Below are 12,317 nucleotides of genomic sequence, written 5' to 3' on the forward strand. Positions count from 1 at the left end.
GACCGGACGGAACCGCAGAACCGGCCACGTGCCTGCTCCGGCCGGCAGGCGCCGGAGCCCGCGGAAGCACGGCAGCGCATCCTGCCCGGGTCGGGCGAGCGGCGCTCACCGGGCACCCCTGCCCGAGGCTGGGCGCGTACGGCAGCGGAGGAGTCAGCGGCGGCGAACACGCCGGACGGGTGGTCGGCAGACCCGAGCGGGCGGGAATCCCATCGGCACCGTTTTGTCCCGGTGCTGCGCGGGGCACTCGGTAGCGCATGGGTGACTACGACAACACGATCGCGGTGCACGTGGCGCCGGAGCGGCTCTTCTCCTACCTCTCCGACGTCCGCAACCTGCCCGCCTACCTGCCGCGGCTGACGGCGGCCGAGCCGCATGGCGCCGACACGGTCACCGTCACAGCGCACATCGACCCACCGGACGGCCCGGAGCAGGACGTCACCAGCGAGGCCTGGATCCGCGTCGGCACCGACGGCCGCAGCCTCGAATGGGGCTCGCCCGGCGACAACGACTACCACGGACGCTTCCAGGTCATCGCCGGCGACGACGGCAACTCCCTGCTGAGCGTGCACCTGCACACCGAGGACGCGGACGGCGGCGCCGTCACCCGAGGCCTCCAGGAAGCCCTGCACGGCATCAAGACGGCTGTCGAGGACGCCGAATCCGCCTGAGGCCCGCCGGACCCGAGTCTTCGGCGCGGAAGAGAGATGCGATGCACACGGCACTGACCCTGACACGCGTGCCGGGCGCGGCAACTACCGCTTTGTTCCTGGAGCGTGTCTCCTGGGTGCTGTCCGCTGTGCGACGCTGCACGGCATGACGCCTTCGACGGTCCGTGGTCTGGCTCTCCCCACCCTGCTGACCTCGCTCATGGAACACGGTTTGTGGCGGCACCCTGGTGATGCCGCCATGGCCGAGGTCATCCCGTGGTTCGAGGACCCGCTCGGCTTCCTGCCGGACCCGGAGCAGATGGAGTGGCAGTCCCGGTCGATGGACATGTTCGCCGACGATCCGCTCTGCGCCTTCTTCCGCGAGGCGCGCGGCAGCAAGGCCGCCGGCCCCCTCGAACTTCCCTGGCTGGACGTGGAACAGGCCGTCCTGATCGCCGTGAACCGCAACCCGGGTGACGATGTCGCCCTGGCACTCGACTACCGGACCGACCCGGCCGATCCCCGCGTCGTCGGCAGCGACTTCTGGACGGACCCTCGCCTGTGCCAGTGGCGGGTCGTCGCCCCCGACTTCTCCGCCTTCGCCGCGAGCCTGGGCCTGGACGTGGGCCTGGGCCTGCAGAACCCGCAGCCACACAGCTCCGCGCGGGGATGAGGACTGCGCGAGGCGGAACACCGCCTGCCGGGGTCGGCCGCATGGGCCCGAGGCCGGGTCAGGAACTGGAGGGGGTGAGGGTGGCCAGCCAGTCGGCGAGCAGGCGGTTGGTCTCCTCGGGGCGTTCCTGCTGGACCCAGTGGCCGCACCCGTCGAGGAGGTGGGAGGCGGACAGGGCGGGGAGTGTGGTGGGGAAGGCGTCGATGGCGTCGGACATCCAGGTGGTGGAGGCGTCCCGGGTGCCGCCGATGAACAGGGACGGCTGGGTGATCGGGGCTCCGCGGTGAGGGGCGAGGTCTTCCCAGTCACGGTCCACGGCCCGGTACCGGTTGAGGGCGCCGGTGAGGCCGGTGTGCTCGAACTGCGCGGCGTAGAAGTCGAGCACGTCGTCGGTCAGCCACGCCGGGCGGCTGTCCGCGGGGAAGCGGTCGCGCAGCCGGCCGCCGTCGCGGGCGACGAAGTGGGGGTCGGGCTCGTCGGCGGCCGGCATGGTGTCGGCGGACAGGGCAGCGTAGAAGCCCGCGAGCCAGCCCCGGACATCGGGCTCGATCTCCGCCTCCGCGCGGCCGGGCTCCTGGAAGTAGGAGACGTAGAACTCCTCCCCGGGTCCGCCGATCCGGCTGAAGACGTCGGTCGGGCGGGGGCCGCCGGGGGGCGCGTAGGGGACGCTGAGGAGGGCGACGGCGGTGAAGACGCCGGGGTGGAGGAGGGCGGAGGCGGAGGCGATGTTCGAGCCCCAGTCGTGTCCGACGAGCACGGCGGTCTCCTCGCCGAGGGCGCGGACGACGGCGACGTTGTCCTCGGCGAGGTCGAGCAGCCGGTAGGCGTCGGCCCCGGCGGGCTCGGAGGAGCGCCCGTAGCCGCGCACGTCCACGGCCACCGCCCGGTATCCGGCCGCGGCGAGGGCGGGCAGCTGGTGCCGCCAGGAGTACCAGGACTCCGGGAAGCCGTGGATGAGCAGGACCAGGGGGCCGGTGCCCTGCTCGACGAGGTGCAGGCGGCCGGCGGGGGCCGCGACGGTGCGGTGGCGGAGTGCGGCTGACGGGTCGGGGCGCATGGGGCTGCTCCTCCTCGGATCGCGGGCAGGACGCGGGGCGTGCACCGATCATGCGTCCCGGTGACCGCCCGACGCGATCAGCGTTGCCGGTCCGGCAAGCCCGCAGGGCGGAAGCCGGAAGGCTGCGCACGGCTGTGCTGCCCTGTGCGGAGGGCCGGATCCGTCGGCGGGTCCCCGGGCCGTCACTCCGGGGTGCGACGAGCGGCAACCCGCCCCGCCCGGACTCGCAGGCGGCAGGGGCGCCGCATCCGGCGCCCTTCCCTGCCGAGGGCGGGGGAAGGGCGCCGGCTGCTCCGGCTGGGTGCCCGGGCGTCATGGAGGCGCGGGCGGGCGCCGGGTGCGGCGCGGTGCCGGATGTGGCGCGGTGCCGGATGTGGCGCGGTGCCGGATGTGGCGCGGTGCCGGATCAGACGCTCTGAAGGCTGCCGACCGGCCTCAGGTACAGGGCCTTGCCGGACTTGTCGTCCAGCCAGATCCTGCCCCTCTCACCGTGCGGCCGCAGGGCGGGGTGGGTGTAGCTGCGGGCGTCGCGGCTGTCGGGGTTGACGGTCACCGAGACCATCTCGATGCACCAGGGCGGCTCGCTGCCGGACGTCTCCATCCGCAGGTAGACGGGGAAGTGGATCAGGTCGTCGGTGTCCAGTTGAGGGCCCCGCGGGTCGTTGTACTCCGCGTTCTCGACGTTGGTTCCCTCGCCGAACCAGTACGTGTCGTCCGCCGCGCGACCGGTGTCGCCGCGGCCCTGGAGGTCCAGCAGGAACTCCCTGCCGCCCACGCCGAGATAGATCCAGCTGTCGCTGCCGGCCCCGCCGACGTCCGCGGTCTCGACATGCGCCCGGATCTGGGTGATCGGTGCCATGGAAATGCTCCTTCTCCCGCCGCGGTGGCCGGCTCGCATCGGACCGCATACGAAGAATCGGGGCGGACGCGGCGGTGAACCGTCCCCGGGACGGCCGTGCGGAGCAGCGCAGGCCCCGTCCGGCCCCGGGCGGGGCAGCGGACGGCGGGCGACTGCGGCGAGTGGTGGGGGGTGGGTGGTGAATGTGCCGCGCACCAGGGGGATGCCCACCGCGAATCCGCCGAAAAGGCCCGCCCGTCAAACCCGCTCGACCTGGTGAAGCGGCAGCACGGCCTGCGCGCCCGATGCCCCCGGCGGCGCCGGGCGGTGCGCTCGGTCCGGGCGGGGGCGGGGTGCGGGCGGTGCCCTCGGTCCGGGCGGGGCGGGGTGCGGCGGGTTTTCCTCCCGTACAACCATCGGCCCGGTCCGCCGGTCAGGTGGGGTGCGGTGAACGCGTTCGCCGCGATGTCCCGCCCTGTTCCCCTGGAGGCCACCGACGTGTCCCGCGCCATCCTCAGTCCCCGGATCCGGCTCGCCGCCGCCGTGCTCACCGTCTCCACGGCGACGGCTGTCGCCGGGACACTCCTGACCGCTCCCGGGGCCGCCGCCGCGCCCGCCGGGATCGTGCGCCAGGAGACCGCCCGGGACGCGGTCCCGTTCCCGAAGGACGCGGAGCTCGTCAGTGCGGGCAGGACCGGTTTCCTCGCGCGGACGGGCGAGGCGTTCTTCTGGACCGGCTACGACGGCACGGTGACCCAGCTGCCCGGCACCGGCTACTCCGGCGCCGACGGCGCCGACACGGTCGTCCACGCGACCGGGAACGACACCTACACCCTGCGCGACATGGGCACGGACGCCGAGCCGCTCGTGGTCACCACGCCCGGCGCCCTCCGGGGCGTCATCGGCACGACCCTGCTGATGGCCCGCGCCGACGGGCTGCACCTGGTCGACGGGAAGGGCGGGGAGGCCGTCAGCCGCGCGGTGACCGGTCTGCCCGCGGGAGCCACCGGGGTGGAATCCGTCGACGCCGGGTCGTTCACGGTCCTGCACGGCGACGACACCCTGTACCTGGTGGACGCCGCCAAGGCCGCCGCGGTCACCCACGCCGTGACCCACAACAGCATCCTGGGCTTCGAGAGCGTCGTCAGCTCGCCGACCCACCTGGGCTGGGGCGACTACAACTCCGCGGACACCGAGCGGCACTTCCACCTCCGTGACGTGCGCACGGGCGTGACCGAGTCGCTCAACGCCACCGGCTCGGGTCCGGTCCTCTCACCGGAGTGGCTGGCGTACTCGGGCAACTCCGCCACCGACCCCGCCGCGCGGCCCCTGACCCTGCGCTCGCTCGAGGACGGGCGCGTCCTCCAGGTCCTCGACCGCGCCACGGCAATCCGGGTCGACGCCGACGGCGCGTTCGTCGTGCGCGGCACCCTCGCCCGGGAGGACGGTGTCTACCGGGTGACCGTGGGCGCGGACGGCACCCCTGCGGTGCAGCTCCTCGCGAGCGCCGGACGCATACCGGACCTCGCCGTCACGCGCGAGGTCACGCCGCGGACCGCCGACTTCGGCGGCCCGTCCGACCGGGTGAGAATGGCCTGGGAGCTGAGCCAGCCCGCGTCCGCCAGGCTGACCCTGACCCACACCGCCACCGGCAGGCAGCGGGTGATGGACTCGTACAGCTCGGGGACCGCGCACGAGTTCTCCTGGAGCAGCGGCAACAGCCTGTACGAGATGGCCGACTACGCCGGCGAGTACACCTGGACGATGACGGCCAAGGAGAGGTACGCGGTCGGGGCGCCCGTCGAGCGGACCGGCTCCCTCACCGTCAACCGCCCCCCGGTGCACCGCGATCACGACGCCAACGGCCACGACGACGTCCTGGTCCGCGACAGCGCGGGACAGCTGTCCGCGTACGAGGGCAAGCAGCTGTCCTACGGCGGGCCGCACACGGAGCCGGACTCGACCGTCCTGGGCACCGGGTGGAACACGTACACGCTGATGGCCGCCCCCGGCGACCTGGGCGGCACCGCGGCGGACGACGTCGTCGGCCGCGACCGCGACGGCGTCCTGTGGCTCCACCGGGGCGAGGCGCAGAAGCTGCTGCCGCGGACGCGGATCGGCGGCGGCTGGCAGGTCTACAACAAAATCACCGGTGGCTCGGACCTGAACGGCGACGGACGGGGCGATCTCCTCGCCACCGACACCTCCGGCGTGCTGTGGGCCTACTTCTCCACGGGTGACGCGGCCAGGCCCTTCGAACCGCGCAGAAAGGTCGGCGGCGGCTGGCAGGTCTACAACCTCCTGACCGCTGCCGGCAACCTCGCCGGCGCCCCAGGCGGCGACCTCCTCGCGCGCGACACCTCGGGCGTCCTCTGGCTCTACCTCGGCAAGGGCGACGGCACGTTCACCGCCCGCCGCAAGGTCGGCGGCGGCTGGCAGCGGTTCACCCACATCGCCCCGCTGCGGGAACAGAACGTCAATGAGTGGCGCTTCGGCCGGACGGGCCTGTTCGCGATCGGGCCGGACGGCTCGCGCTACTACCCCAACAGGGGCCATGTCGACGGTGTGTTCGCGCCCCCGGTGGACCTCGCGCCGAAGACCGGCTCGACGTTCACAACCGCCTTCTGACCCACCCGGGGCTACCCCGGCGGCACGGTGGAAGGGGGCGGTGGCGGTCACGAAGCCTTTGACAAATTATTTTGTCAAAGGCATCGTGACGTCATGGACACCGTCCCTCTCGACGTCATCCGCGCGCCCGCGGCGGCGATGGCCGCGCTCGACCCGGTGCGTTCCCGCCTGCTGGCGCATCTCCGGGAAGCACGCTCGGCCGGCGGGCTGGCGCGTGAGCTCGGCCTGTCCCGGCAGCGGGTCAACTACCACCTGCGGCAGCTGGAGGAGCAGGGGCTCGTCGTGGCGGCGGGCGACCGGCAGTGGGGCGGCATCACCGAACGGCTGGTGGTGGCCACCGCCCACGCGTACGTGATCTCCCCCGAGGCCATGGGCCGTCTCGCGCCGCCGCCTCCCGACGAGCGGCCGGACCGGCTGTCGGCCTCCTTCCTCCTCGCGCTCGCCGCACAGACCGTCCGCCACCTGGGCGGCCTGCTCGCCCGCTCGCGGAGCACCGGCAAGCCGGCCGAGACCTTCGCCGTCCAGGCGGACGTCGCGCTCGCCTCCCCCGCCGCACGCGCCGCCTTCGCCCGCGACCTGGCCGAGGCGGTGACCGCCGTCGTCGCCCGCTACCACGACGAGCGCCCGGGCGGCCGGGTGCACCGGCTGGTCGTCGGCGCCTATCCCCTTCCCCCCGCACAGGAGCAGCCCCATGACTGACGTACATCTCCACGTGGACGACGAGGACGGCCGCTACCGGGCCGTGGCCGAGGTCGAGGTGCCCGGGACACCGGAGGAGGTCTGGGAGGTGATCGCCACCGGGCCGGGCATCGAGGCGTGGTTCGTGCCGGCCGAGGTGGAGCCGCGGGAGGGCGGACGCTTCGTCACCCACCACGGTTCGTTCGGTGCGTCCGAGGGCGTCGTCACGGCCTGGGAGCCTCCGCACCGGCTCGCCTACGACGAGCCGGACTGGCAGGGCGACGGCACCGCCGTCCCGCCGTGGAACACCGAGATCCTCGTCGAGGCCCGGACGGGCGACACCTGTGTCGTGCGCCTGTCCTCGGGGTTCCTCGCCGGCGGCGAGGACTGGCAGGACGACATCCGCGGGACCTTCGACGGCTGGCGCGGAGCCCTGCGCAACCTGCGGATCTACCTCACCCACTTCGCCGGCCTGCCCGTCACCACGCTCACGGTCATGCACGAGGTGCAAGAGGGGCAGCCCCTGCCCGACGTACGCGCGGCCGCCGGGCTCGGCGGGGTCCGCCGGGGCGACGAGACGCGGACGGCCGCGGACGCTCCCGCGCTGCGCGGGACCGTGGAGGAGGTGGGCGACGACTCCGTCACGCTGCGGACCACCGAGCCGTCCGCCGGGCTCGTCGAACTCGCCACCGTGGAATGGGGGTCCACCCGCATGATCGTGGTGCGCGGCACGCTGTACGGCGCCGACGGCCCCGCCGTCCGTGACCGGGAGCAGCCCGCGTGGGAGGACTGGGCCGCAGCGCTGGCGGCCACCGCCGCCGAGGGGTGACCGGTGGGTGACCCGGGAGTGACCGGCTGTGCGGCGTCCCTCGCGGGACGCCGCGCGAACGTCTCGCTCCGGGCGGGGTAGGGGCGGGTGCTTTCGGGCGGGGGCAGGAGCGTGCCTTCGGGCGAAGGGCGGGCGGGGGCCTTCGGGCGGGGCGGGAGGGGTGCCGGGGCGCCGGTCACCGCGGCGGTCCGCTCGGCCGCACCGGCACGGTCGGGGGCGTCGCTCGCGGCACAGGGCCGGATGCCGCCCCGCGCGGTGGGTGGCATCCGGCAGGCCGGGCGCGCCGGTACGGGCTACGCGCTCCGGTTGAGCAGGCCGGTGTCGACGGCCTCGGCGATGAGGGCGGCGCCGCGGCTGTTCTGGTGGATGTGGTCGGTCGTGAGCAGGAGACCTCGCCGCCGCGAGATGCTGTCGAGGCTGCGGCGCAGCACCGCGCGGCGGGCGAGGACGCCGATGACCGCGGCGGGTGTCGCCTCCCGGTACGGAATCGGCGGCGGGTCCGCCCGGCGCAGCTCCTCGATCTGCCGTTCGTGGAGCGGGAGATGGACCACCCCACTGGTGGCGGCGACCTCGGCGATCATCCGGCTGTACGCCTGCGATGCCTGTGCCGCCGGTCCGTCGGGCTGTTGGCCGAGCACCGGCAGCGACAGCAGACCGATCGTCGCGTCTGTCTCCGCTCGCAGCCGTGCGACGCCGGCTCCCAGGCAGTGCTGGAACCAGTCGGCCGACGGGCGGTGGGGCAGCTGCTTGCGCTTCACGGCCTGCTCGACGGGGTAGCCGGCGAGGCTCGCCCGGGCGTCGTTGGTCCCGATCAGCACGGTGATCACATCGGGTGGGTCGCCGACGACGGCGTCGAGGCGTTGCAAGAGGTTGTGGGCGAAGTCGCCGTTGACGCCGAAGCGGGCGAGCCGGACGTCGCCGGGAGGGCGGCGGCGTCCGAGGAGATCCAGGTAGTCGACGCTGAACTGCGCGCGGGTGAGGCTGTCGCCGAGGCAGGCGATGCGTGTCGTCACGGCGCCTCCTCCGGGCCGGGCGTGCCGGCGTGCCCTGCCGGGCCGGTGCCGGTCCGAGGACGGTGATCGGTGCCGGTCCGAGGACGGTGGTCGGTGCCGAGGGCCGCGGTGACGGACAGGATGGTCGACGGTCCCCTCATGTCGACCGCGTGCCACACCCCGGCCGGGTTGACGGTGGCCTCACCCGGCCCGAGCACGACGCGGTCGGGCACCCCGCCCGCATCGCGGGTGACCGTCACGGACCCGCTGAGGCAGACGACCAGTTCGTCGCCGGCCGGGTGGCTCTCCCAGTGGTCACCGGGCCCGTCACCGTCGAAGATCATCACCATCCGGCCCTCGGTGCCGTCCGCCGCGACCGCGGCGCTGTAGGCCCGGAGCGCCTCCGGGTCCCAGGCGAAGCCCTCGACGGGACGTGCCCGCGATCCCCGTCCGAGGTGTACGGGAGTGGTCCGAAGGTCGACGGCGTCGGGTGCGTGGTTGACGAGTCTCATGCCGGCGATCGTCCAGGACGGCGATCGGGCGGTCTTGAAGAAATGGGAAGGGCTGACGGCGCGACGGGCGGACGGGCGGCGGCTACGGCGCGTCCAGGAGCACTTCGCCGCGCCGCCAGGCCGTGGGCGACCGGCCCGTGAACTCGCGCCATTCCCGGACGAGATGGGCCTGGTCGGCGTAGCCGGAGACGGTCGCCACATCGCCCCACGGCAGCGGGGTCCGCGCCGCCGCCAGGTCGTGCGCGTGCTCGAAGCGCAGGACCCGGGCGAAGGTCTTCGGGGACAGGCCCACCTCGCCGCGGAACCGCTCGGTGAGGTACCGGCGGCTCCAGCCGAGTTCCGCGGCGAGCGCACCGACCTGGACGCGCCCCTGCGCCGCGACGAGACGGCGCCACGCCTCGGCCACCTCGGGACGCACCCGGCGCACGTGTCCGCCGCAGGCGCCACGGCCGACGGCCCGCAGGAGCAACTCGTCCAGCACGCTGAACCGTGCCGCCCATGTCGACGCCGATCGGAGCCGGTCGACCAGCTCGGCGGCGAGCGCTCCGAGGATCTCGTCGAGCGGGACCAGCCGGTGGGCGAGTTCGGCGGACGGCATGCCGTAGACGGCCCGGGCCCCGAGCGGTGTCAGCGACACCCGGACACCGCGCTGGCGTCCGTCGTGGTGAATCGCGACGGACCGGCGCATCAGACCGCCGGCCACACTGCCGAATCGGGCGACCGGTGAACCGTCGTCGACGCCCGCCGCCACCTCCAGAGGATCCGACAGGCTGATCAGCGCGGTGAGCCCGCGCCCCGGCGGGCCGCAGTGCACCCCCGCCGGGAGCCCGCGGAGGTCGAAGCCGACGTACGAGTCGACGTACTCCCGCAGGGCGGGCGCCGGACGAGCACCGATCCCGGTGGCCGTGTGGTCCTCCATCCGCGTGAGTGTACGAGCCGCCCGGCGCGGGGGACTCGCTCCCTGCGCGGGGAGTTCACCGTCCGGCCGGGAGCGACTTCCTCCGGCCGGGAGCGTCCTCCTCCGGCCCGGGAAGATCGTCGCCCGGCTCCGAAGACCGGTGGAAGACCGGCGGGAGACCGGCGGACGGCCGCTCCCGGTACGGCACCCGGTGCGGGCGGCGGGCGCTCTCCCGGGTCCTGCATGATGATCGGCATGAACACGGAAACCTGCGATCCGGCCGAGCTGGCCGCCCTCCGCGACATCTTCGCCGCCCGTCCGGAGGCGGCGCCGCCGGCCGGCTGGGAGGCGGTGCGGTCCTTCGAGGCGGAGCACGGCGTCGTTTTGCCGGAGCCGTACCGCACGTTCGTGGCGGAGGTCTGCGACGGACTGCGGGCCGGGCCGCCCCACTACGGGCTGCTGCCCTTCGCGCAGACGCCCTCGGACTGGGGTTCCGGCCGCCCGGAGCGGCTGCTTGCCGAGCCGTTTCCCCTCACCGCGGTGTGGGTGTGGGAGAACGAGGAGGACGGCGAGGACGAGGAGGAGGACGCGGGGGCGCTGTCGGAGCAGGAACTGGAGGACCGGACGGACGCCGTGTTCGACCACGGTTCCCTGTTGCTGGGCACCGACGGCTGCGGCATGTACTGGCACCTGGTCGTCACCGGCCCGCAGCGCGGTCACGTCTGGCTGATCGACGAATTCGGCGCGATGCCCTTCGGCACCTCACCGGGCGCCTCCCCGATGCCGGGCACCCCCGGCTTCACCGGCTGGGTGGGCCACTGGGCCGCGGGCCGCTCCTGGTTCGCCGATGCTCCGGAAGCGACGGTCTAGTCGCGCGATGCGGGTTCGACCGGGGGCAACGCCTTCCGCATGCGGGCGAGGAGGGCCTTGGCTGCCGGGGTGGTGGGACCGTCCGTCGGCCATGCGAGGGCGATCCGGCCGCTGAGGCGGGGGGAGGTCAGGGGAAGGGTGCGCAGGCCGAGGGCGGCCGCTTCCTCCGGCGGGATCTCGGGGAGGACGGCGACTCCGAGGCCGCGGGCGGCGAAGCGGGTCAGCCGGCTCGGCGCGGCGGCCTCGAAGGCGATGCGCGGCTGGAAACCGGCCTGTCGGCAGGCGCGTTCGAGTACGCCGCGTATGCCGGTGCCGCGGGGAAGGCTGACGAGTGCGCGGCCGGCGAGCTCGGCCAGGGGCAGCGCCGTGCGGCCGGCGGGCTGGAGCAGCGGATCCTGAGGGGTCATGGCGGCGACCAGTGGAGTGTCGATCACGACCTGGAGGCTGGTGCCCGGCAGGAAGTCGTCGTCCGTGACGCCGACGACGGCGAGGTCGAGTTCGCCGCGGCGCAGCGCGGTGAGCATGCGTGCCGACGTGTCCTCCGTGAGGGAGATCTCCACCTGCGGGTGCTCGTCGTGGAAGTCGGCGAGCAAGGGGGCCAGATCGTACTCCTCGGTGGCCGCTCCGGAGACGACGCCGATGGTGACGCGTCCTCGGACGAGACCGGTGAACTCGTCCACCGTCTGCCGTATCCCCTCGACGGCAGCGAGTGCTGCCCGCGCGTAGGGCAGCACCGCCTCGCCCGCCTCGGTGGTGGTCACCCGCCGGCCGGACCGGTCGAGCAGGGGCTGTCCCAGCTCTCGTTCCATTCGCCTGATCTGGGCGCTCACCCCCGGTTGCGCCACATGCAGGCGCGCGGCGGCGCGGGTGAAGTTGGCCTCCTCGACCACGGTGAGGAAGTACTGCAGCTGGCGGAGCTCCATAAGCAGGGATGCTAGTAGGGAGAACGGCTGTCTCTTGGACTTATGGCCCGGCGCCCGCAAGGCTGGTGATCATGGAGAGTGCAGCGGTGGACGTCCGTGCCGAGATCGCGGCCGAGCGGCGTGAACTGGCGGGCGTGCTGGACGGACTGACCGGTGACCAGTGGAACGCGCCGTCCCTGTGCGGCGGGTGGCGGGTGCGGGAGGTCGCCGCGCACATGAGCATGGGATTCAGGTACTCGTTCACCGGGATCGCGGTGGAGCTCGCTCGTTCGGGCGGCAACCTGCACCGCATGACCGACCGCGTCGCGCGCCGCGACGCCGCCGTCCTCACGCCTCATGACCTCGCCGCGGCGCTGAGGGACAACGCCCGTCACCCCTGGGGGCCGCCGGTCGGCGGCCCGGCGGCGGCCCTCGGGCACGATGTCGTGCACGGGCTGGACATCACCGTCGCGCTCGGGCTGGGCCGGCAGGTCCCCGAAGGCCGCCTGAGGATCGTGCTGACGACCGTGAAGCCGAGCACGCTGCGCTTCTTCCGGGCAGGCATCGGTGACGTCGAACTGCGGGCCACCGACCTGGAGTGGTCGTACGGCAGAGGAACGCCAGTGGCACGTCCCGCCCAGGAGCTCCTGCTGCTCGCCTACGGGCGCACGCTCCCGGCGGCACGCGCGGACGACTGACACCGGCACGGTGCCGCGCGCGCCGAACCGCGGTCGGGACGCGGCCGCTGAAGGACCAGGACGAGCCGGGGGCGTCCGGCTGTCCGTGCGGT

General features: G+C 73.8%; 13 protein-coding genes. 7 read left to right on the forward strand and 6 right to left on the reverse strand.

Annotated elements, in window-relative coordinates; genetic code table 11:
• The first annotated feature begins 257 nt into the window (after positions 1 to 257).
• Both IAG43_RS32790 and IAG43_RS32795 read left to right on the forward strand, forming a co-directional pair.
• Complete coding sequence (locus tag IAG43_RS32790) at positions 258 to 671, forward strand: SRPBCC family protein (RefSeq protein WP_187744833.1); 414 nt, start codon at positions 258 to 260, stop codon at positions 669 to 671.
• A gap of 145 nt (positions 672 to 816) precedes the next feature.
• Positions 817 to 1,323, forward strand: coding sequence for a hypothetical protein (locus tag IAG43_RS32795; protein ID WP_187744994.1), 507 nt, complete (start codon positions 817 to 819; stop codon positions 1,321 to 1,323).
• 58 nt (positions 1,324 to 1,381) lie between these two features.
• Here IAG43_RS32795 and IAG43_RS32800 read toward each other — a convergent pair whose 3' ends face one another.
• A complete protein-coding gene (locus IAG43_RS32800; RefSeq protein WP_187744834.1) occupies positions 1,382 to 2,380 on the reverse strand; it encodes an alpha/beta fold hydrolase in 999 nt (332 codons plus the stop codon).
• 406 nt (positions 2,381 to 2,786) lie between these two features.
• The gene (locus IAG43_RS32805) at positions 2,787 to 3,239 is read right to left on the reverse strand and encodes a hypothetical protein (protein ID WP_187744835.1); all 453 of its coding nucleotides are present in this window, start codon (positions 3,237 to 3,239) and stop codon (positions 2,787 to 2,789) included.
• A 426-nt stretch (positions 3,240 to 3,665) separates the two neighbouring features.
• On the opposite strand from IAG43_RS32805, the gene IAG43_RS32810 reads away from it, so the two are divergent.
• From IAG43_RS32810 to IAG43_RS32820, 3 genes are all read left to right on the forward strand, one after another.
• Entirely contained in the window at positions 3,666 to 5,846 is a 2,181-nt protein-coding gene (locus IAG43_RS32810; protein WP_187744836.1) for a hypothetical protein, read from the forward strand.
• A gap of 93 nt (positions 5,847 to 5,939) precedes the next feature.
• On the forward strand, positions 5,940 to 6,545 hold the full coding sequence (locus tag IAG43_RS32815) for an ArsR/SmtB family transcription factor (RefSeq protein ID WP_187744837.1): 606 nt from the start codon (positions 5,940 to 5,942) through the stop codon (positions 6,543 to 6,545).
• Entirely contained in the window at positions 6,538 to 7,353 is an 816-nt protein-coding gene (locus IAG43_RS32820; RefSeq protein ID WP_187744838.1) for an SRPBCC family protein, read from the forward strand. The genes IAG43_RS32815 and IAG43_RS32820 overlap by 8 nt, the downstream gene beginning before the upstream one ends.
• A gap of 293 nt (positions 7,354 to 7,646) precedes the next feature.
• Here IAG43_RS32820 and IAG43_RS32825 read toward each other — a convergent pair whose 3' ends face one another.
• From IAG43_RS32825 to IAG43_RS32835, 3 genes are all read right to left on the reverse strand, one after another.
• The gene (locus IAG43_RS32825; protein WP_187744839.1) at positions 7,647 to 8,366 is read right to left on the reverse strand and encodes an SGNH/GDSL hydrolase family protein; all 720 of its coding nucleotides are present in this window, start codon (positions 8,364 to 8,366) and stop codon (positions 7,647 to 7,649) included.
• On the reverse strand, positions 8,363 to 8,857 hold the full coding sequence (locus IAG43_RS32830) for a cupin domain-containing protein (protein WP_187744840.1): 495 nt from the start codon (positions 8,855 to 8,857) through the stop codon (positions 8,363 to 8,365). The genes IAG43_RS32825 and IAG43_RS32830 overlap by 4 nt, the downstream gene beginning before the upstream one ends.
• An 82-nt stretch (positions 8,858 to 8,939) precedes the next feature.
• Positions 8,940 to 9,776: an AraC family transcriptional regulator gene (locus IAG43_RS32835; RefSeq protein WP_187744841.1), complete on the reverse strand. Its 837-nt coding sequence runs from the start codon at positions 9,774 to 9,776 to the stop codon at positions 8,940 to 8,942.
• Positions 9,777 to 9,998: 222 nt separating this feature from the next.
• Between IAG43_RS32835 and IAG43_RS32840 the strand changes: the two genes are divergently transcribed.
• Positions 9,999 to 10,625: an SMI1/KNR4 family protein gene (locus IAG43_RS32840; protein WP_187744842.1), complete on the forward strand. Its 627-nt coding sequence runs from the start codon at positions 9,999 to 10,001 to the stop codon at positions 10,623 to 10,625.
• On the opposite strand, the gene IAG43_RS32845 is transcribed toward IAG43_RS32840, so the two are convergent.
• Positions 10,622 to 11,548, reverse strand: coding sequence for a LysR family transcriptional regulator (locus tag IAG43_RS32845; RefSeq protein ID WP_187744843.1), 927 nt, complete (start codon positions 11,546 to 11,548; stop codon positions 10,622 to 10,624). The genes IAG43_RS32840 and IAG43_RS32845 overlap by 4 nt on opposite strands.
• A 71-nt stretch (positions 11,549 to 11,619) precedes the next feature.
• Between IAG43_RS32845 and IAG43_RS32850 the strand changes: the two genes are divergently transcribed.
• Positions 11,620 to 12,225 (forward strand): maleylpyruvate isomerase family mycothiol-dependent enzyme, encoded by a 606-nt coding sequence (locus IAG43_RS32850; RefSeq protein ID WP_187744844.1) that lies wholly within the window; start codon positions 11,620 to 11,622, stop codon positions 12,223 to 12,225.
• Positions 12,226 to 12,317: the final 92 nt, after the last annotated feature.

Origin of the sequence: Streptomyces genisteinicus, from assembly GCF_014489615.1 — a bacterium.
GTDB classification, from domain to species: domain Bacteria; phylum Actinomycetota; class Actinomycetes; order Streptomycetales; family Streptomycetaceae; genus Streptomyces; species Streptomyces genisteinicus.